This is a genomic window from Pelomonas sp. BJYL3 (assembly GCF_027257975.1).
GTDB lineage: Bacteria > Pseudomonadota > Gammaproteobacteria > Burkholderiales > Burkholderiaceae_C > Roseateles_B > Roseateles_B flavus.
Window position 1 is genome coordinate 208,584 of sequence record NZ_JANZKX010000006.1, and the last position, 19,688, is coordinate 228,271.

The following is a 19,688-nucleotide window of genomic DNA, read 5'->3' on the forward strand; positions in this document are numbered from 1 at the left end:
TGCTGCCGTGGAGGTCGGCGCTGTAGCTGCTTGTGTCGTCCGTGCAGTTCAGCGACACCCTGAGGCTGGCGCTGCATGCCCGCCGGCAGGACCAGCTCGCTGTCGCCTCAGTGCGCGTGGCGCGTCGTAACGCAGCCGTGGCCCTGGACCACGTCGGGCCGCGCAAGGTACGGGGCCCCATGCTGATGGTGGCCACCGCGGGGGCCGTGCTGTTTGCCCAGGCACAGTCCCTGGGCGAGCTGGTGCTCGCCCGCGGCATGATCGGCCTCGGGGTGGCCGGGTCCCTGATGTCGGCGATCAAGGCCAGCTCGCTCTGGGTTCCCGCGGCCCGCCTGCCGCTGACGACCGCTGTGCTGCGCTCGGTCGTCGGCCTGGGGGCCATGGCATCGACCACGCCCATGCACTGGGCGCTGTCACTGACGAGCTGGCGTGGCGCCTTCCTCGTGCTGGCCGTCGGCACCCTGCTGGTGGCCGCGCTGATCCTGCTGGCGGTGCCGGAGCACCCGAGCCAGAAGGCTCAGACGCGCCTCGCCGACATGGTCAAGGCCGTGCTGGAGCTCTACGGCGCCTGGTCCTTCTGGCGCCTGGCCCTGTACACCCTGATGGCCCATGCCACCTGCATGGCCGTCCAGGGCTTGTGGATGGCCCCCTGGCAGTGCGACGTCGGCCAGCTGTCGCGCGAGGCCGCGGCCCAGGTCCTGGGCCCGCAGACCCTGCCCCTGCCACCGCTGCTGGTCGCGGTCGGCTTCAGCTTCTTCGGCACGGCCACGACCATGAACTACGCGATCGTGGCCCAGAGCGTACCCAGCCATCTCACGGAGCGCGCAACCACCTCGTTCAACCTGCTGGTGTTCCTGCTGGCCATCGTCGTTCAATGGGGGCCGGGCGGGGTCCTCAACAGCTGGTCGCCCACACAGGGGCACTATCCGCAGAAGGCCTACCGCGTGGCCCTGGCAGCGACCTCGGCCTGTGGCCGCCTGAGTACGGTCGGGCCGGCTCAGTGGCTGTCCGGCTCGAGCGCCCAGCGAAGATGCTCGGCCAGCAGCTCGTCGGCCTCGGGCAGCGCCATCTCCAGCGCCGCCACCAGGGCCTGCCGGTGCTCCGGGGCCAGGTCTTGCCTCAGCGCATTGCCCATGGCCACTGCCAGGTTGCGGCGCCAGCGCCAGTGGCCGATGCGGCGAATGGCCGAGCCCTCGGTGCGGCGCAGGAACTCGGCCTCCGTCCAGGACCACAGCTGCAGCAGGCCCGGTGCGCTGAAATGCTCGCGGGTGTCGAAGTCCGGCACCGGGCTGCGGCGCGCGAACTTGTTCCAGGGGCAGACCAGCTGGCAGTCGTCGCAGCCGTAGATGCGGTTGCCCATCAGGCTGCGCAGCTCGACGGGAATCGCGCCATCGTGCTCGATGGTGAGGTAGGAGATGCAGCGCCTCGCGTCGACCCGGTAGGGCTCGACGATGGCCTGGGTCGGGCAGACCTCCAGGCAGGCCTGGCACTGGCCGCAGTGCCCGCTGTTGGCCGCGCTCAGAGGCAGCGGCAGGTCCACATAGATTTCGCCCAGGAAGAACATGGAGCCCGCATCACGCGCGAGCGTCAGCGTGTGCTTGCCGCGCCAGCCCAGGCCCGAGCGCGAGGCCAGCTCCACCTCCAGCACCGGCGCCGAATCCGTGAAGACGCGGTGCCCGAAAGGCCCCAGCAGCTGCCCCAGGCGGTCGGCCAGCTGCTGCAGGCGCTGGCGCAGGACCTTGTGATAGTCCCGGCCCCGCGCATAGAGCGAGACCTGCGCGCGCAGCGGGTCGCCCAGGCCCTGCCACTCGAGCCGGCGCCAGTCCGGGCCGAGGCTGCCGGGCAGGTAATCCATCCGCGCGGTCAGCACGCGCAGGGTGCCCGGCACCAGCTCCGCGGGCCGTGCCCGCTTGAGGCCGTGGCTGGCCATATAGTGCATGCTGCCGTGGAATCCGGCCTGCAGCCAGGCCAGCAAGCCGGCCTCGGCGCTGCTGAGGTCGATATCGGCCACGCCAATCTGTGAGAATCCCAGCTCATGCGCCCAGGCCTGCAGTTGCTGCATGACGGTCTGGGGGTCGAGAGTCTTCTGGGGAGTTTGCTGCATTTGGCCATTCTAGAAACCCGCGAGCTGCGCTGGCCCGACGAGGCCGCCTGCGAACGTTTCGCGCAGGACCTGGCACGGGCCCCCGGGCTCATGAACGCCTCCATTGAACTGCACGGCAGCCTGGGCGCCGGCAAGACCACCCTGGTGCGGCACCTGCTGCGCGCCCTGGGCGTTCAGGGCCGCATCAAGAGCCCCAGCTATGCCGTGATGGAAAGCTACGAGCTGGCGGAGCACGGCGGCAGCGGCGTGGTCAGCCATTTCGATTTCTACCGCTTCGGCGACCCGCGCGAGTGGGAGGACGCCGGCTTCCGCGAGATCTTCACCAGCCCCGGCCTGAAGCTGTCCGAATGGCCTGAGAAGGCGGCCGGCATGCTGCCCGTCCCTGATCTGGCCCTGCACCTGACGATCGCGGACGACGACAGCCGCCAGCTGCGCCTCGAAGCCCGCACGCCGCTGGGCCAGTCACTGATGGCCGCGCTGTCTGGCGGAGCCGCCGCATGAGCGTGCCCGCCCACCCCTCCTCCCGCCGCTCGGCCCTGCGCCGCATGGGCGGCCTGGCCCTGCTGCTGCAGGCGCCGACGCAGCTGCTGGCGGGGCCAGGTCTTGCCTCCATCGTGGCGGTGCGCATCTGGCCGGCCCAGGACTACACCCGCATCACGATCGAGTCTGACCGCCCCCTGGTCGCTCGCCACAGCCTGGTCACCGGGCCGGACCGCCTGGTGATCGACGTCGACGACCTGGACCTCAGCCCGGGCCTGCGCGAGCTGCTGGGCAAGGTGCGACCGGACGATCCCTTCATCGAGGGCCTGCGCGTGGGCCAGAACCAGCCGCGCGTGGTGCGCATCGTGCTGGATCTCAAGCAGGCCGTGGCGCCCCAGGTCTTCACTCTGCAGCCGGTGGCGGCCTACAAGCACCGCCTGGTACTGGACCTCTACCCCGTGCAGGAGCGCGACCCGCTGCTGGTGCTGATCCGCGAGAAGGAAGCGGCCGAGCGGGCTGCCGCGCAGTCGGTGCAGGACGCCCTGGGCGAGCTGATCGCCAAGCTGGACAAGCCCGAATCCACCGCGCCCACGCGCCCCCTGCCGGCCGCCTCGGCGCCCGAGCGCCTCCCCGCGGCCAGCGCACCGCCTGTCGTGGCCCAGACCCCGGCCCCGGCCCCGCTGCCGCCGCCGTCCATGACCAAGCAGCAGCTGGACCGCCTCATCGTCATCGCGCTGGACCCCGGCCATGGTGGCGAGGACCCCGGCGCCGTGGGCCCCAGCGGGCTCAAGGAGAAGGACGTGGTGCTGGCCATCGGCCTGAAGCTGCGCGACCGGCTGGACAAGCACCCCAACATCCGCGTCATGATGACCCGCGACGCCGACTTCTTCGTGCCCCTGCACGAGCGCGTGCGCAAGGCCCGGCGCGTGCAGGCTGACCTGTTCGTCTCCCTGCATGCCGACGCTTTCTTCACGCCCCAGGCCCGCGGCGCCAGCGTGTTCGCGCTGAGCGACGGCGCGGCCAGCAGCGCGGCGGCGCGCTGGATGGCGGACAAGGAAAACGCGGCCGACATGATCGGCGGCGTGAACACCAAGGTCCGTGACGCCTCGGTGCTGCGCACCCTGCTGGACCTCAGCACCACCGCCCAGATCAAGGACAGCCTCAAGCTCGGCGGTGAGGTCCTGGGCCAGATCAGCCGCGTGGGCAAGCTGCACAAGCCGCGCGTCGAGCAGGCCGGCTTCGCGGTGCTGAAGGCGCCGGACATCCCCAGCATCCTCGTGGAGACGGCCTTCATCTCCAACCCCGAGGAAGAGGCCAAGCTCAGCAGCGAGGCCTACCAGGCGCAGCTGGTGGACGCCATCGCCACGGGCATCTCGCGCTACTTCGCGAAGAACCCGCCGCTGGCGCGCAACCGCAACCTGACCTGAAGGCCGGGACCCGGCCCTCAGGTCGTCCGGCCCTCAGGGCTTTTGCAGCGGCATGCCCAGCTGGTCCATCAGGAAGCTGTAGCTGTCGGTGCGCTCGGCGATCACCTCGCTGGTCGAGGAGCCCATGCCGTGACCGGCGTTGGCGCTGGTGCGCAGCAGGATGGGACGCTCGGCCATGGAAGCGGACTGCGCCGCCTGCAGGCGGGCCACCATCTTGCGGGACTGCATGGGGTTCACGCGGCCGTCGTGGTCGCCGGTGGTGAAGAGCACGGCCGGGTAGCGCGTGCCGTCCTTGACCTTGTGCAGGGGCGAATAGCCCAGCAAGGCGCGGAACTGCGCCTCATCCTTGACGGTGCCGAATTCGGTGATGTTGAAGGCGCCGTTGGCGTCCAGCTCCACCCGCAGCATGTCGTAGATGCCCACCGAGGCATGCACGGCGCGGAACAGCTCCGGACGCTGGGTGAGCGCCGCGCCCATCAGCAGGCCGCCGTTGCTGCCGCCCTGGATGGCCAGGCGCTCGGGCTTGGTGTAGCCGCGGGCGATCAGGTGCTCGGCCGCGCCGATGAAGTCATCGAAGACGTTCTGCTTGCGGGTCAGGTTGCCCGCCAGGTGCCAGGCCTCGCCGAACTCGCCGCCGCCGCGCAGATTGGCGATCACCATCACGCCGCCGCGCTCCAGCCAGACCTTGCGCAGGGCGTTGAAGCCCGGCGTCTGGCTGACGCTGTAGCCGCCGTAGCCGTAGAGCAGCACGGGGTGGCTGCCGTCCAGCTTGAGACCCTTGGGACGCAGGATGTTGAGCGGCACGCGCGTGCCGTCCTTGGAGGTGGCGAACTCGCGCAGCACTTCGACGTCGCTGAAGTCCACATTGGACTTCTGGGCCAGCGCGGTGACGGCCAGGTGCCCGTCCTTGTGCACGCGGTACCAGGCCTGCGGCTGGGTGTAGCTCTGCACCGAGGCCAGCAGCTCGTTCCTCTCCCCCTTGACCAGCGCATCCACGCTGGCGATGGCCGGCAGGGGCAGGACCTGGCTCTTGCGGGTCTTGAGGTCGACGCGGCGCAGCTCCGAGGGGCCGCCCAGCAGGTAGCTCAGGTACAGCTGGCCGTCCAAGAGCTTGAACTGGGTCAGCGTGCCTTCGGACTCGGGCACCAGCACCTCGGCCTTGGCCAGGGGCTGGCCCAGCTTCAGGCGCAAGACCTGACCCTTGGGCGCGCCCTTGGTGGAGAGGAGGTAGAGCCAGCCATCCGCGGCGGCCTGCAGGCCCTTCACGCCGTCCTGGAAGCCCGAGAGCTGCTGCCAGCGCCCGCCTTGCGGCTGCAGCCAGAAGGCCTCCTCGCCGCCGTCGCCATTGAGCACCTGGGCAATCTGCAGGCCCTTGGGTCCGCTGGCCAGGAAGGTCTCGGCAATGCGCGGCAGGCCCTCACCCAGCACCATGCGGTCCTTGGACAGGGGCTCGCCCAGGCGGTGGCTCCAGACCTGCTGGAAGAACATGGCGTCGCCCTCGGCGCGCTCGCCGGGGGCCGGGTAGCGGGTGTAGAGCAGGCCCTTGCCGTCGGCCTGCCAGCTGACGGAGCCGCCGCCGGTGGGGAACTGCACGCGCGGGATCACCACATCGACCGGCTTGCCGCTGGCCACGTCATAGAGGTGCAGGCTGCCGCGCTCGCTGCCCTTCTCGCTCAGCGAGACGGCGATGCGCTTGCCGTCCGGCGAGGGCATGAACCAGTCGATGGCCAGGCTGCCGTCGGCGGCCAGCTGGACGGGGTCCAGCACCACGCGCTCGGTCTCGGGCTTGTCGGGGCTGTCCATCACCACGATGCGCGGCTGCTGGCGGCCGGGCTCGTACTTCATCGCGAACCAGTGCTTGCCGTAGTGCCCCAGGCTGCCGTAGCCGGTCGGGCGGGTCATGACCAGCTCCTTGATCCGCGCAGCCAGGGCCTCGCGACCCGGGATGGCATCCAGGCGGGCGCGGGTCAGCGCGTTCTGGGCGGCGACCCACTGCTTCACCTCGGGACTCTCGAAGTCCTCCAGCCAGCGGTAGTCCTCGCTGACGGTCGTGCCATGGAACTGGTCCTGCACCGGGCGCTGCTGCGTCGCCGGATAGGCGGGATCAGCGGCCCGTGCGCCGCCCGCGGCGGCCAGGGACAGGGTGGACAGGGCGATCAGCTGCACCAGGCGGCGGCGCGGCGTGGACAGAGTGCTCGAAGTTGTGCGCATGAAGGGCTTCCCGTGGGTTCGTCCGCGGCAGCCAGGAGCGCCGCGGCGTGTGCAATCGTGTCGGTGCGGATGCGAAAGTGCCGCAGCCTGCATGGGCAGAACTGCGGCACGTGGCGGTCAGTATATTTTCAACATACCCGATCGGAATCAGGGTTTGACTTGGGAGAGCGGCTCCGCCTCACTTGCCCAGCTCGGTGGGCAGGGCCGGCGCCTTCTTGAGGTCCACCGGCTTGTAGCTGGCCAGGCGCTTCATGACCTCGGCAATGCCGGCGTCCAGCTGGCTGTCCTGCCCGCGGTTGACGCCGATGGGATCGAGGTCGACGTCCATGTCCGGCACCGTCCCTTCGTTCTCGATGCGCCATTCGCCGTCCGGCGTGAAGAAGCGGAAGAAGGGCACGGTCAGGAAGCCGTTGTCGATCAGCGGCGGATTGGCAGAGATGCCGATCAGCCCGCCCCAGGTGCGGGTGCCGATCAGCGGGCCCAGGCCCAGGCGGCGGAAGGCCCAGGGGAGGTAGTCGCCGCCGGAGCCGGCGTCCTGGTCGATCAGCATGACCTTGGGGCCGTAGACGGCGCTGCCCGGGGTGTTGAAGACCATGGCGTCGCGGTCCTTCCAGCCGGAAAGGTAGGGCCTCTTGAGCACGTCCAGGATGTAGTTGGCCGCATGGCCGCCGCCATTGCGGCGGTCGTCGATGATCAGCGCCTCCTTGTCCGACTGGGCAAAGAACTGGCGGTTGAAGTACTCGAAGCCGTTGCGGCCCGTGTCCGGCAGGTAGATGTAGCCCACCTTGCCGCCGGTCTTGCTGGCCACGTAGGCGCGGTTGGACTCGATCCAGTCCCACTGCCGCAGCGCCGCGTCACGGCCCACGGGCTCCACCACCACCTGGCGGCTCTTCTCGCCGCGCGGGTTGTCGGCCAGGGTCAGCGTGGTCTGCTTGCCGGCGGTGTTCTCGAAGGCGCGGAAGAAGTTCTGGGCGGCCGTCACCGGCTGGCCATTGACGGCCAGCACGTAGTCACCCGTCTTGACATTGAGCCCCGGCATGGCCAGGGGCGCCTTCAGGAAGGGATTCCAGCGGTCGCCCGCATAGACCTTGCTCAGGCGCCAGCGGCCCTCATGCGGCTCGACATCCGCGCCCAGCAGGCCCACGCTGACGGGAGCGTCGGACTGGGTGTCGCCGCCGCCCACGTTGTTGTGGGCCACCTGCAGCTCGCCGATCATGTCGGAGAGGATCTCGTTGAGGTCCTCGCGGCGCTGCACGTGGGCCAGCAGGGGCTGGTAGCGCTTGTAGACGGCGTCCCAGTCCAGGCCATGCAGATTGGGCGCGTAGAAGTACTCCTTCTCCATCCACCAGACCTCGTTGAAGATCTGCTGCCATTCTTCGCGCGGCTGGATGCGGGCGCGCAGGCCGCTCTGGTCCAGGGCCTTGGGATCGGGCTTGTCGCCGGTGTCAGCCACCTCGAGCTTGCCCTTGGGCAGCTCCAGCAGCAGCTTCTTGCCGTCGGCGCTCAGGCTGGCACCGCTCAGACCGGTCTTGATGGACTTGGGCTTGCGCTCCTCCATGTCGAAGCGGAACAGCTCGGCATGTCCGCTGGACTCTGCGTCCGGTCCCTCGTTGGTGACGCCCTGCTGGCGGCGGTCCAGGTAGTAGAGGCTGCCATCGGCGGCCACCATGAGGCCGGCATAGAAGCGCTCCGGCACCGGCAGCGGCACGAAGCGCTGCTGCAGGCCGGCGATGTCGATGCGGGTGGGTTTGGCGCTCGGCTTGGCCTTGTCCTCGGCCTTGGCATCCGGCTTTGCATCGGCCTTGGGGTCAGGTTTTGCCTCACCCTTGCCATCGCCCTTGCCCTCAGTCTTGCCCTCGGTCTTGCCTTCAGCCCTGGGGCCCTCCTCCTCGGCGGTCTTTGGCCACAGCGGCGAGCGGCCTTCGCTGGACAGCACGGCCGCGTAGAGGCCCAGGCGAAGGGGCTGGTCTTCCACGCTCATGTCCAGGCCGACCTGGCGCGGGCCGGCGTTCACCGAGGCCGCGAAGTACAGCAGGTCGCCCTTGGGGGAGAAGGCCGGCCACACGGCATGGGCCAGGCCGTCGCTGAGCATGTGCTCCTGGCCGGTCTGGAAATCATGCAGGTGGATCTGGCTGAGCTGGTTGGCGCCGACGATGGTGTAGGCCAGCCAGCGGCTGTCAGGCGAGAAGCTGACCTCGAACTGGCTGCGGCGCGGGGTCTTGGCGACGGGCTTGAGCGCCTTGGCCTCGGTCTCGTAGACGTAGAGCTGCAGATGGTTGTCCTGCAGGGCGATGCGCTTGCCGTCCGGTGACCAGTCCAGCAGGGTGAAGTAGCCGGCCGGCAGGGCATGGACCTCGCGCTTGCCACCGGCCGTGGGCTCGGCCAGCACCAGTTCGTGCTTGAAGCCGCCATCGCGCAGCCAGGCCAACTGCTTGCCGTCGGGGCGCCACAGGGCGTCCTTCTCGCGCACGCCGGAGGTGCCGGTGAGGTTCTGCGTCACGCCGTCCTTGACCGGCACGCTGAAGACTTCGCCCCGGGCCGTCACCAGCACGCGCTTGCCCGTGGGCGAGAGCTGCGCGCCCTGCATCTGGCGGCTGACATCCTTCCACTGCTCGCGCGTCTGGGCGCCAGCCACCGGCAGGGTGATGCGCAGGGTCAGGTCTTGCCCCGTCTTCAGGTCCAGCTGGTGCAGGCTGCCGCCCAACTCGTAGACCACGGTGCTGCCGTGCAGGCCGGCGCTGCGGACGTCCCAGCTCTTGCTGCGGGTGAGCTGGCGCAGCTGCTGGGTCCTGCCGTTCCAGCTGTAGAGATTGGCCGCGTCGTCATTGCGGTCCGAGACGAAGACCAGCTCGTCGCCGTGCCACATCGGCGTGTGGTCCGTCGCCCGCACATGGGGCACCTTCTCCAGCTGCTGGGTCTTGACGTTGAGCACCCAGATTGGCGGCGTGGCACCGCCGCGGCTCTGGCGCCAGCCAGCCGCGCCCTCGTGGGCCTTGCGGTTGGGGCGGTAGGCCAGGCGTTCGCCGTCGGCGTTCCAGGCGCCCTCGAAGGCCACGGCCTTCATCAGCTTGCGCTCCGGGCCGCCCTCCACGGGCACCTCGAAGAGCTGGTTGCTGCGGCTGTTCGCGATCTCGCGGGCCGAAGAGAAGAGGATGCGCTTGCCGTCCGGGCTCCAGCCGTTGACGACGTCAGCGCCCGGGTGCCAGGTCAGGCGGCGCGGCTCGCCGCCCTCGGCGGGCATCACGTAGACGTCCGGATTGCCGTCATAGTTGGCCGTGAAGGCGATCCAGCGGCCGTCCGGCGAGAACTTGGGCGCGTATTCGGCCGAGGCCTGGCTGGTCAGCTGGCGCGGCTCGCTGCCGTCGCGCCGGGCGCTCCAGATGTCGCCGCCATAGACGAAGGCGAGGCGCTCGGCGGACACGCTGGGCTGGCGCAGCAGCAGGGTCTCGGCCTGTGCTGCGCCTTGCGCGGACAGCAGCGCGGCCGCGATGGCCAGGGCCCAGTTCAGGGGCTTGAGGGCAAAGGTCTTCATCTTGTGTTGTCTCCGTCTTTGCATCACAGGCCGCGCAGGGATGCTGCGGCGACCACATCGCTCAAAGCCGAAACCCGGGGATTGCCCGGGTTCCGATCCGTCTGTCGGCCTCGCTCAGGCCGGCCTGCGCAGCTTGCTGCGGATGCCGCCCGCGATCACCAGCAGGCCAGGGATGACGATCATCGCCCAGATGATCTTCTCCAGGTTCTGCTTCACCCAGGGTACGTTGCCGAAGAAGTAGCCGACACAAGTCACCCCCACGACCCACAACAGCGCGCCGCCCACGTCATAGGCCGTGAACTTGCGGCGACTCATCTGCGCCACACCGGCGACGAAGGGCGCGAAGGTGCGCACAAAGGGCATGAAGCGGCCGATCACCAGGGCCACGCCGCCGTGGCGCTCGTAGAAGTCATGGGCCTTGTCGAAGGCCGCGCGATTGAAGAAGCGCGAGTTCTCCCACTGGAAGACCCGGGGGCCGAAGAAGCGTCCGATGGTGTAGTTGGTCTGGTTGCCCGCCACCGCGGCCACCACCATGATCCCCATGGAGGTCTTGAGGTCCAGCAGGCCGGCACCGCACATGGCCCCGACGATGAAGAGCAGCGAGTCCCCCGGCAGGAAGGGCATCACCACCAGGCCCGTCTCGACGAAGATGATCAGGAACAGCAGGGCGTAGATCCAGGTTCCGTAGGCCAGCACGAAGTCGTTCAGGTAGCGATCGACGTGCAGGATGAAGTCAATAAGCTGGGCAAGGATTTCCATGGCGGGCGATTATGGCGGCGCCGCGGAGCCGCGCGTGCCAGCCTCCGTAGAATCCGCCGCCATGTCAGAGATGTCGTCCTCCCCCCTGCCCGCCCCCGGTGCGCCACGCCGCGCCATCCGCGAACTGCCCGATGAGCTGATCAGCCAGATCGCCGCGGGCGAGGTCGTCGAGCGCCCTGCTTCCGTGGTGCGCGAGCTGGTGGACAACGCGCTGGACGCCGGCGCCACGCAGGTCAACGTCAAGCTGATGGCCGGCGGCGTGCGCGCCATCGTGGTGGAGGACGACGGCCTGGGCATTCCGCCCGAGGAGCTGCCCCTGGCACTCAAGCGCCACGCCACCAGCAAGATCCGCTCGCTGGAGGAGCTGGAGTCGGTGGCCACCATGGGCTTCCGTGGCGAGGCCCTGGCGGCCATCAGCTCGGTGGCCGAGATGGCCATCGCCACGCGCTGCGAGGGCGCGCCGCATGCGCACCGGCTGGAGGCGCGCTCGGGCGAGCTCAAGATCGCGGCCCGCTCGCGCGGCACCAGCGTCGAGGTGCGCGAGCTCTTCTTCAGCACCCCGGCCCGGCGCAAGTTCCTGAAGACCGATGCCACCGAGCTCGCCCACTGCCTGGAGTCCGTGCGCCGCCATGCGCTGGCCCGTCCCGACGTGGGCTTTGCCGTGTGGCACGAGGGCAAGCTGGTGGAGCAATGGCGTGCCGGCTCGTCCGAGCAGCGCCTGCTGGACGTGCTGGGCGAGGACTTCTTCGGCAGCAGCCGCGCGGTCTATGCCGAGGCCGGCCCCCTGCGAATCTACGGCCGCGCCGGCCTGCCCGAGGCGGCGCGCAGCCGCTCGGACATGCAGTACGTCTACGTCAACGGCCGCTATGTGCGGGACAAGCTCATCGCCCACGGCATCCGCTCGGCCTACGAGGACCAGCTGCATGGCAGCCGCCAGCCCAGCTACGTGCTCTTCATCGACATCGCCCCGGACCGCGTGGACGTGAACGTGCACCCCACCAAGATCGAGGTGCGTTTCCGCGACGGCCGCGAGATCCACCAGCAGGTGCGCTACGCCGTGCAGGACGCCCTGGCCCTGTCGCGCGCGCAGGCCGGAGAGGCGCCCGCCGAGGCCCTGGCCAGCCCGCATGCCGCCGCAGCCTTCGCCGCGGCCGTGCCCGGCGAGCGTCCGGCACCAGGGCAAGCGCCGGTCTGGTTCAAGGCTACAGCGCCTGCCGAAGCTCGCCCGGAAGCCCCGCGTCTCTACAGCGGCACGCCCAGCTGGCGCAGCAACACCCAGTCCAGCCTCGGCCTGGGCGAGGTCCAGGCCTTGTATGCACCGGAGCGGCCCATTCCCGCGGCGTCCTCCGCACCGGCCGCGACGCCGTTGCCGGCCCCCACCCCTCTGCCCGAGGGTGACTGGCCGCTGGGCCGCGCCATCGCCCAGATCCAGGGCGTCTACGTGCTGGCCGAGAACGCCCAGGGCCTGGTGATCGTGGACATGCATGCCGCCCACGAGCGCGTGGTCTACGAACGGCTCAAGACCGCGCTGGGCGAGGCCCGCATCGAGACCCAGCCCCTGCTGATCCCCGTCACCTTCGCCGCCACGCCCACCGAGATCGCCACGGCCGAGGCGCAGGCCGAGACGCTGCACAAGCTGGGGCTGGACCTCTCCCCGCTGTCCTCCCAGGTGCTGGCCCTGCGATCGCGCCCGGCGCTGCTTTCGGGCGGCGACGTGGTCGAGCTGGCCCGCGGCGTGCTGGCCGAGCTGGCCCAGTTCGACGCCAGCCATGCCATTGAGCGTGCCCAGCACGAGATCCTGGCCACCATGGCCTGCCACGGCGCCGTGCGTGCCAACCGCCAGCTGACCCTGGACGAGATGAACGCCCTGCTGCGCGACATGGAACGCACCGAGCGCGCCGACCAGTGCAACCACGGCCGGCCCACCTGGCGCCAGCTGAGCCTGCGCGAGCTGGACGCCCTGTTCCTGCGGGGTCGCTGAGGGTCCGGGCCCAAGGAAAACCCGGATCCGTGCCGTGTCCATGGTCCAATACGCACTTGCATAGAAAGTCGTTCATGGCCACCCTGACCCTGAAGAAGAAGCCCGCCGGTGACAGCACCAAGACGGGCAAGCCCGGCGAGCGCCGCCAGCCCCTGCGCGGCACCGGCGTCTCCCGCACCCGCCCCACCCTCGCCCAGGCTCAGACCGAGCGCGCCGAGCGCCAGGCCGCCTACGAGGGCCGCCGCGCGTCGGAACCCCAGGATCAACGCCATGACGGCGGCCGTGGCCCGGCCCGGCCGGACCGTCCGGGCAAGCCCGGTGGCAAGCCTGGTTTCGGCGCCAAGCCCGGTGGCAAGTTCGGCAGCAAGCCCTTCCGCAGCGAAGGCCCGGCCGGCGGCCGTGACCGTGCTGACCGTGGCGATCGCCCCGGCGGCTGGTCGCGCGGCGGCGACGACGAACGCCGTTTCGAAGGCCGTGGTGAGCATCGGGGCGGCCATCGCTTCGAAGGCCGCAATGAGGGTCGCTTTGAAGGCCGGGGCGAGGGCCGGGGTGAGTTCCGCGGCGAATTCCGTGGTGAAGGCCGCGGCCCTGGTCGCCCCGATTTCCAAGGCGGAGATCGCGGCCCGGGCCGGGGCGATCACCGGGGAGACCTCCGTGAAGGTTTCCGCGGCGAGGGCCGCGGCGACTTCCGTGGTGGCCCCCGCGGACCGGCGCGTGGCGAAGCGCGCGGTGGCTACGGCCCGGGTCGTCCCGACGATCGCCGGGCGCATGGCTCAGCGCATGAGCCAGCCCGAGGTCATGGCGGTCATGGCGGCCGTGATGAACGCGGCCCGCGTCGTCAGGCCGAGCAGGATTCGTCCTGGGGTCAGCAACGTCCCGCCCGCCGGCATGAGCCGCAAGGCCACGGTCCCGAGCACCGGGGCCCGGACCGCGGCCGTGACACCGCCGCCCGCCCCGACCAGCGCCGCCAGACCGCCCTGCGCTCGCATCCCGAGCAAGCACCTCGCGTGCCTCAGCCCGCGCCCGAACGCCGGAACAGCGCCGAGGGCGAGCGCCTCTCCAAGCGCATGAGCGAGCTGGGCCTGGCCTCGCGCCGCGAGGCCGATGAATGGATCGCCGCCGGCTGGGTCAAGGTGGACGGACACCTGGCCACCCTGGGTGAGCGCGTGGGCCCCGACGCCCGCATCGAGGTCGATCCCGCCGCCCGGCAGCAGCAGGCCCAGCGCGTCACCATCCTGCTGCACAAGCCCATCGGCTATGTGTCCGGCCAGGCCGAGGACGGCTACGAGCCCGCCTCCGTGCTGATCAAGAGCGACACCCACTGGAAGGACGACCCGGCCGGCATCAAGTACCACGTGGGCCACAGCCGCTTCCTGGCGCCTGCGGGCCGCCTGGACATCGACTCCACCGGCCTGCTGGTGCTGACCCAGGACGGCCGCATCGCCAAGCAGCTGATCGGCGATGACTCCTCGATCGAGAAGGAGTACCTGGTGCGGGTGGAATACGTCGGCATCAACGGCGTGAAGAACGAGTCCGGCCAGCTGGACGAGCAAGGCCTGGCCCTGCTCAACCATGGCCTGATGCTGGACGACGTCGAGCTCAAGCCGGCCAAGGTCAGCTGGGCCAACGAGGACCAGCTGCGCTTCGTGCTGCGCGAGGGCCGCAAGCGCCAGATCCGCCGCATGTGCGAGCTGGTGGGCCTCAAGGTGACGGCGCTCAAGCGCGTGCGCATCGGCCGCATCCCGCTGGGCCACCTGCCCGCCGGCCAGTGGCGCTTCCTGGCGCCCTGGGAAAAGTTCTGACGCGGGCGGCCATGCAGTTCAAGCCTGTGTGCCTGGCCGGCCCCACCGGCACTGGCAAGACCGCCTGTGCGCTGAAGGTGGCGGAGTACCTGCCCATCGAGATCATCAGCGTGGACTCGGCGCTGGTCTACCGCGGCATGGACATCGGCACGGCCAAGCCCTCGGCCGCGGAGATGGCAGCGGTGCCGCACCACCTGATCGACATCATCGACCCGCTGGAGGCCTACTCCGCCGCCGAGTTCGCCCGCAATGCGCAGCAGCTGGCCGCCGAGATCCTCGCGCGCGGCCGCCTGCCCCTGCTGGTGGGCGGCACCATGCTGTACTTCAAGGCCCTGTTCGACGGCCTTTCGCCCCTGCCCCAGGCCGACGAGGCCGTGCGCCGCGAGATTGACGCCCGCGCCGCCGAGCAGGGCTGGCCGGCCCTGCATGAGGAGCTGGCCCGCATCGACCCGCCCACTGCGGCGCGGCTCGCGCCCAACGACGCCCAGCGCATCCAGCGCGCCCTGGAGGTCTGGCAGCTCAGCGGGCAGACGATGTCCGAGCTCCATGCCCAGCAGGAACGCAGCCCCGGCGTGGACTGGCCGCTGATCTCCCTGGAAACCGAGGACCGCGCCTGGCTGCACAAGCGCCTGGGCCAGCGCTTTGCAAAGATGCTGGACCAGGGCCTGATGGACGAGGTGCGGGCCCTGCGCGCGCGTGGCGACCTGCACCTGGGCCTGCCCTCCATGCGCTGCGTGGGCTACCGCCAGACCTGGGAGGCGCTGGATGCCGACCGCTTCGGCGACCTTCAGGAGCGTGGCGCCGCGGCCACCCGCCAGCTGGCCAAGCGCCAGATCACCTGGCTGCGCTCCATGCCCCGGCGCATCGTGCTGGACTGCCAGTCACCACAGGCGCCGCTGCACCTCATGGCGCAGCTGCAGCGCGTGCTGGGGGCCTGAGAAGGCCCTGCGCAGCCGGGCTCAGTGGGCGTAGCTGGAATGACCGGGCTGCAGGCCCAGCTTGGCGCGCACGCAGTTGCGGCCCGCGGCCTTGGCGCTGTAGAGCGCTTCGTCGGCGTCGTGGATCAGGTGATCCAGGGTCAGGTGCTCATACTGCAGCGAGGCCACGCCGAGGCTGACGCTCACCGGCACGTCCCGCTCTTCCCAGCGGAAGTCCAGCTGCTCCACGCGCTCGCGGATGCGCTCGGCCACGTCCAGCGCGCCCAGCGGATCCGTGTGGGGCAGGAAGACGGCGAACTCCTCGCCGCCGAAGCGGGCCAGGACATCGGCCTGGCGCAGGGTCTCGCCGCTGACGCGGGCGATCTCGCGCAGCAGGCGGTCGCCGCAGAGATGGCCGTGGGTGTCATTGACGCGCTTGAAGTGGTCCACGTCCATCAGCAGCATGGCGCAGTCCATGTTGTAGCGCTTGGCGCGCGACCATTCGCGGTCGACCAGCTGCAGGAAATGCCGGCGGTTGAAGGCGCTGGTGAGCGGATCCAGCGTGGCATGGTGGCTCACCCGTTGCCGGGTCTGGTCCTGGAACTGCACCAGGCGCAGGAAGAGGTAGCCGAACACCCCTGTGATCAGCAGTGCGCAGGCCGAGGCGCACAGCGTGGCCACCAGGCGGTCGCCGCGCCCCATCAGCGTGATCAGCAGCTGGGACAGTCCCAGGGCCATCAGCCAGACCGTGCCGCACAGCAGGGTGAGGCCCGCCCACAGCCCGCGGCGGGTCACGAAATGCCCGAACCAGGGCAACCAGGCGGGGGCATCGTGTTCGAGGTCTGGCGACGGCGTGGACATGAACGAATCGGCGGGCGGAGCGCGGGAAGTGGCAGGGGACGACTGCAGCCGATATTGCAGCACACTCCGCGCCCCTCCAGACGGGAAGCACCACGATCAAGGGGCCTCGGCAATTCCCCCTTGCGCGATGCGGTCTCCGGCGTCATGACTTGCCAAATGTCAAGCCACACACCCGAGGCCGAGGTGACACTCAAGACAAACAGAGGAGCTCCGCCATGACGTCCACCCCACCCCTCCCCCACGCAGGCACGGCCGACCCCATCCAGGACCTGGAGCGGGCGGTCGACCTCATCCTCGCTCGGGTGCCCGGCGACCTCGTCATGGCCATCCCGCTGGGGCTGGGCAAGCCCAATCCCCTGGTCAACACGCTGTACCGCCGCGTGAGCCGCATGCCCGAGCGCCGGCTGAAGATCTTCACCGCCCTGTCCCTCGAGAAGCCCGTGGGCAAGAGCGAGCTGGAGCAGCAGTTCCTCGCGCCGCTGGTCGAGCGCGTCTTCGCCGACTACCCGGACCTGGACTACGTGAAGGACCACCGCGCCCAGACCCTGCCGCCGAACATCGAGGTCCACGAGTTCTTCCTGAAGACCGGTGACTACCTCGGCAACCCGCTGGCGCAGCAGGGCTTCGTCTGCACCAACTACAGCTTCGTGGTGCGGGACATGATGAGCCACGGCGTCAACCTCATCCTGCAGGCGGTGGCTTGCCGTGAGGACGCGAACGGGCGCCAGCTGTCCCTCTCCTGCAATCCCGACCTCAGCCTGGACCTGATCGAGCGCCTCGCCGCCCAGGGCCGCAAGCCGCTGACGGTGCTGATGATCAACCGCCAGCTGCCCTTCATGCCCGGCCCCGCCGTGGTGCCACCGGGCATCGTGGACCTGCTGGTCGAGACACCCGAGACCTCCCACCAGCTCTTCGCCCCGCCCAATGCCGCCATCGGGTGGGCCGACTACGCCATCGGCCTGCATGCCGCCAGCCTCGTCAAGGACGGGGGCACGCTGCAGATCGGCATCGGCTCGCTGGGCGATGCCATCGCGCAGGCCCTGATCGTGCGCCAGACACGGCCCGAGGCCTTCCGCCAGATGCTGGCCGGGCTGACGCTGGAGGGCACGGCCGCACGCGAGCTGGCGCCCTTCGAGCAGGGGCTCTATGGCTGCTCGGAGATGTTCGTCAATGGCCTGCTGCAACTGATCCGCGCGGGCATCGTGAAGCGCTGCGTCTACCAGGACGAGGCCCTGCAGACCCTGGCGCTGGAGGGCGCGCTCGGCGAGGCGCCCAGCATCGGCACCCTGCTCGCCCTGCAGGCGATGGGCGCTCTGCGCCTGCCCCTGGACGCCGCCGCGCTGCGGCACTGGCAGGCCCAGGGCCTGCTGAGCGACACGTTGACCCTTGACGCAGCACGGGCCCTGCCCGCCGAGCTGGCCAGCAGCCAGTCCCTGCAGGCCTGGAGCGAGGTGCTGGGCCCGAGATGGCGTCAGGCCGCCCTGCTGCATGGCGGCTTCTTCCTGGGGCCGCGGGATTTCTACCAGACCCTGCGTGAGCTGGACGAGCCGCTGCGCGAGCAGATCGCCATGACCCGTATCGGCTACATCAACGAGCTCTACGGCGATGCCCTGGGCAGCGAGCGCCTCAAGCGCCTGCAGCGCCGCGACGCGCGCTTCATGAACACCACCATGAAGATGACCCTGCTGGGCGCGGCGGGCTCGGACGCACTGGAATCGGGCCAGGTGGTCTCGGGCGTGGGCGGCCAGTACAACTTCGTGGCCATGGGCCACGCGCTGCCGGACGCCCGCTCCGTGCTGATGCTGCGCGCCACGCACGACAACCACCACGGCCTCACCAGCTCCATCGTCTGGAACTACGGCAACGTCACCATCCCGCGCCATCTGCGGGACCTCGTCATCACCGAGTACGGCGTGGCCGACCTGCGCGGCAGGACGGACACCGAGGTCGTGCAGGCCCTGATCCGCATTGCCGACTCGCGCTTCCAGGACGAGCTGGTGCGCGAGGCCCAGGCCCACGGCAAGCTCGCCGCGGACTGGCAGCTGCCCGACACCTGGCGCTGCAACCGCCCCGAAACCCTGCGCGAGCTGCTGCGTCCCTGGCGCAACGAGGGCCTGCTTCCGGACTTCCCCTTCGGCACCGACCTCACGGAGGACGAACTCAAGATCGTCCGCGCCCTGAAGAAGCTCAAGCACGCCAGCACGCATCCCGTGGAGCTGGTCAGTCTCGTGCTGCGCAGCCTGCAGGGCCTGCCCGAGGTGCCCGAGGCCTACCTGGAGCGCCTGGGTCTGGACCAGGCCCACAGCTTCAAGCAGCTCTTTCTCAAGCGCCTGTTCGCCGCCAACCTCTGAATGCGGGGGCGGCCGGGGCGGACGCTCAGGAAGGGCTTGCCAAGACGGCAAATCTGGAATTAAAGTGATATCACATTAATTCACCGGAGGGCCTCCATGAGCACCGTCGCATCGATCCCGCTGCAAGCCCGCACCACCGAGCGCCTGGCGCGCGCCGCCAACGGCTACCTGGCCCTGCTGGGCATGCTGGCGCTGTGGGCACTGGCCGCGTTCATGGCCGCCGGAGCGCACCACCTGATCGGGGCGGTGCTGAGCATGGTCCTGTCCGGCCTGGTCGGTGCGGGCCTGTACATGCAGCAGCCCAACGAGGGGCGGGTGATGACCCTCTTCGGCCGCTACATCGGCACCGACCGCGAGGCCGGCCTGCGCTGGGCCAATCCCTTCGCCGGCAAGCAGCGGATCTCGCTGCGCTCGCGCAACCTCACCTCGCCCACACTGAAGGTCAATGACAAGCGCGGCAATCCCATCGAGATCAGCGCCGCCGTCGTCTGGCGGGTGAGCGACACGGCCCAGGCCCTGTTCGACGTCGACAGCTACGAGACCTATGTGCAGATCCAGGCCGAGGCCGCACTGCGCCACACCGCCAATCTCTACGCCTACGACGACGGCGAGGACCTGCAGCCGGGAGAGACCACGCTGCGCGCCGGCCAGGACGAAGTGGCCGCGGCCATGAAGGGCGAGCTCCAGGAGCGCTTCGCCGCGGCGGGCGTGGAGGTGCTGGACGCCAAGCTGACGCACCTGGCCTACGCCCCCGAGATCGCCCAGGTGATGCTGCGCCGCCAGCAGGCCGAGGCCATCATCAGCGCCCGCCAGCGCATCGTGCATGGCGCGGTGAGCATGGTGGAGTCGGCGCTGAAGGGCCTGTCCGAGCGCGAGATCGTGGTGCTGGACGACGAGCGCAAGGCCGCCATGGTGTCCAACCTGCTGGTGGTGCTGTGCTCCGACAAGGACACCCAGCCCATCGTCAACGCAGGCACGCTCTACAACTGAGTGCCACATGGCCAGCCCGGGCAAGAAGAGCTTCCTGCTGCGCCTCCCGCCGGAACTGTGGGACGAGATCGAGCGCCTGGCCGCGCGTGAGCTGCGGTCCAGCAATGCGCAGATCGAGTACCTGCTGCGGGAGTCCTTGCAGCGGCGCGGCATCCGCCTGGACACCGGTCCCGCCGCCAAGCGGGGCCGCCCCCCCAAGGAGTCCGAGGCCGACGAGACGGCCGCAAACGAAAAGGGCGAGGACCGCTGAGGCCTCGCCCTTTTTTATGCCGA

At 69.9% G+C, this 19,688-nt stretch carries 13 protein-coding genes and 1 pseudogene; 9 read left to right on the forward strand and 5 right to left on the reverse strand.

Annotated elements, in window-relative coordinates:
- Positions 1–137: 137 nt before the first annotated feature.
- Positions 138–653 (forward strand): annotated as a pseudogene (locus O9Y01_RS18435) (MFS transporter); the annotation flags it as partial.
- Positions 654–997: 344 nt separating this feature from the next.
- On the opposite strand, the gene queG reads toward O9Y01_RS18435, so the two are convergent.
- Positions 998–2,104 carry a tRNA epoxyqueuosine(34) reductase QueG gene (queG, locus tag O9Y01_RS18440; RefSeq protein WP_269633067.1) on the reverse strand — a complete coding sequence of 369 codons (1,107 nt, stop codon included), beginning with the start codon at positions 2,102–2,104 and terminating at the stop codon, positions 998–1,000.
- On the opposite strand from queG, the gene tsaE reads away from it, so the two are divergent.
- Both tsaE and O9Y01_RS18450 read left to right on the forward strand, forming a co-directional pair.
- Positions 2,099–2,605, forward strand: coding sequence for a tRNA (adenosine(37)-N6)-threonylcarbamoyltransferase complex ATPase subunit type 1 TsaE (tsaE, locus tag O9Y01_RS18445; protein WP_269633237.1), 507 nt, complete (start codon positions 2,099–2,101; stop codon positions 2,603–2,605). The two genes, queG and tsaE, sit on opposite strands and share 6 nt — an antisense overlap.
- A complete protein-coding gene (locus O9Y01_RS18450) occupies positions 2,602–4,011 on the forward strand; it encodes an N-acetylmuramoyl-L-alanine amidase (protein ID WP_269633068.1) in 1,410 nt (469 codons plus the stop codon). Before tsaE ends, O9Y01_RS18450 begins: the two co-directional genes overlap by 4 nt.
- Before the next feature lie 33 nt (positions 4,012–4,044).
- Here the strand turns inward: O9Y01_RS18450 and O9Y01_RS18455 are convergent, their stop codons facing one another.
- The 3 genes from O9Y01_RS18455 to O9Y01_RS18465 all read right to left on the reverse strand — a co-directional run bounded on the left by O9Y01_RS18455 (position 4,045) and on the right by O9Y01_RS18465 (position 10,513).
- The gene (locus O9Y01_RS18455; RefSeq protein WP_269633069.1) at positions 4,045–6,222 is read right to left on the reverse strand and encodes a prolyl oligopeptidase family serine peptidase; all 2,178 of its coding nucleotides are present in this window, start codon (positions 6,220–6,222) and stop codon (positions 4,045–4,047) included.
- Positions 6,223–6,400: 178 nt separating this feature from the next.
- The gene (locus tag O9Y01_RS18460) at positions 6,401–9,754 is read right to left on the reverse strand and encodes a S41 family peptidase (RefSeq protein ID WP_269633070.1); all 3,354 of its coding nucleotides are present in this window, start codon (positions 9,752–9,754) and stop codon (positions 6,401–6,403) included.
- Positions 9,755–9,868: 114 nt separating this feature from the next.
- Positions 9,869–10,513 carry a DedA family protein gene (locus O9Y01_RS18465; protein WP_269633071.1) on the reverse strand — a complete coding sequence of 215 codons (645 nt, stop codon included), beginning with the start codon at positions 10,511–10,513 and terminating at the stop codon, positions 9,869–9,871.
- 70 nt (positions 10,514–10,583) lie between these two features.
- Between O9Y01_RS18465 and mutL the strand changes: the two genes are divergently transcribed.
- From mutL to miaA, 3 genes are all read left to right on the forward strand, one after another.
- Entirely contained in the window at positions 10,584–12,494 is a 1,911-nt protein-coding gene (mutL, locus tag O9Y01_RS18470; protein WP_442952776.1) for a DNA mismatch repair endonuclease MutL, read from the forward strand.
- Between the two features lie 74 nt (positions 12,495–12,568).
- A complete protein-coding gene (locus tag O9Y01_RS18475; protein WP_269633073.1) occupies positions 12,569–14,296 on the forward strand; it encodes a pseudouridine synthase in 1,728 nt (575 codons plus the stop codon).
- Between the two features lie 11 nt (positions 14,297–14,307).
- Positions 14,308–15,234 carry a tRNA (adenosine(37)-N6)-dimethylallyltransferase MiaA gene (gene miaA / locus O9Y01_RS18480; RefSeq protein ID WP_269633074.1) on the forward strand — a complete coding sequence of 309 codons (927 nt, stop codon included), beginning with the start codon at positions 14,308–14,310 and terminating at the stop codon, positions 15,232–15,234.
- Between the two features lie 21 nt (positions 15,235–15,255).
- Here miaA and O9Y01_RS18485 read toward each other — a convergent pair whose 3' ends face one another.
- Positions 15,256–16,074 (reverse strand): GGDEF domain-containing protein, encoded by an 819-nt coding sequence (locus O9Y01_RS18485; RefSeq protein WP_269633075.1) that lies wholly within the window; start codon positions 16,072–16,074, stop codon positions 15,256–15,258.
- Positions 16,075–16,289: 215 nt separating this feature from the next.
- Between O9Y01_RS18485 and O9Y01_RS18490 the strand changes: the two genes are divergently transcribed.
- From O9Y01_RS18490 to O9Y01_RS18500, 3 genes are all read left to right on the forward strand, one after another.
- Complete coding sequence (locus O9Y01_RS18490; RefSeq protein ID WP_269633076.1) at positions 16,290–18,425, forward strand: acetyl-CoA hydrolase/transferase C-terminal domain-containing protein; 2,136 nt, start codon at positions 16,290–16,292, stop codon at positions 18,423–18,425.
- Between the two features lie 96 nt (positions 18,426–18,521).
- Complete coding sequence (locus O9Y01_RS18495; RefSeq protein WP_269633077.1) at positions 18,522–19,415, forward strand: SPFH domain-containing protein; 894 nt, start codon at positions 18,522–18,524, stop codon at positions 19,413–19,415.
- 7 nt (positions 19,416–19,422) lie between these two features.
- On the forward strand, positions 19,423–19,665 hold the full coding sequence (locus O9Y01_RS18500; protein WP_269633078.1) for a hypothetical protein: 243 nt from the start codon (positions 19,423–19,425) through the stop codon (positions 19,663–19,665).
- Positions 19,666–19,688 lie beyond the last annotated feature (23 nt).

Excerpts from the sequence above, each read along its gene's own strand:
- O9Y01_RS18455 (WP_269633069.1), bottom strand. The coding sequence starts at position 6,222 with ATGCGCACAACTTCGAGCACTCTGTCCACGCCGCGCCGCCGCCTGGTG.
- queG (WP_269633067.1), bottom strand. The coding sequence starts at position 2,104 with ATGCAGCAAACTCCCCAGAAGACTCTCGACCCCCAGACCGTCATGCAG.
- O9Y01_RS18495 (WP_269633077.1), top strand. The coding sequence starts at position 18,522 with ATGAGCACCGTCGCATCGATCCCGCTGCAAGCCCGCACCACCGAGCGC.
- O9Y01_RS18460 (WP_269633070.1), bottom strand. The coding sequence starts at position 9,754 with ATGAAGACCTTTGCCCTCAAGCCCCTGAACTGGGCCCTGGCCATCGCG.
- O9Y01_RS18490 (WP_269633076.1), top strand. The coding sequence starts at position 16,290 with ATGACGTCCACCCCACCCCTCCCCCACGCAGGCACGGCCGACCCCATC.
- O9Y01_RS18465 (WP_269633071.1), bottom strand. The coding sequence starts at position 10,513 with ATGGAAATCCTTGCCCAGCTTATTGACTTCATCCTGCACGTCGATCGC.
- mutL (WP_442952776.1), top strand. The coding sequence starts at position 10,584 with ATGTCGTCCTCCCCCCTGCCCGCCCCCGGTGCGCCACGCCGCGCCATC.
- O9Y01_RS18450 (WP_269633068.1), top strand. The coding sequence starts at position 2,602 with ATGAGCGTGCCCGCCCACCCCTCCTCCCGCCGCTCGGCCCTGCGCCGC.
- miaA (WP_269633074.1), top strand. The coding sequence starts at position 14,308 with ATGCAGTTCAAGCCTGTGTGCCTGGCCGGCCCCACCGGCACTGGCAAG.
- O9Y01_RS18485 (WP_269633075.1), bottom strand. The coding sequence starts at position 16,074 with ATGTCCACGCCGTCGCCAGACCTCGAACACGATGCCCCCGCCTGGTTG.
- O9Y01_RS18500 (WP_269633078.1), top strand. The coding sequence starts at position 19,423 with ATGGCCAGCCCGGGCAAGAAGAGCTTCCTGCTGCGCCTCCCGCCGGAA.
- O9Y01_RS18475 (WP_269633073.1), top strand. The coding sequence starts at position 12,569 with ATGGCCACCCTGACCCTGAAGAAGAAGCCCGCCGGTGACAGCACCAAG.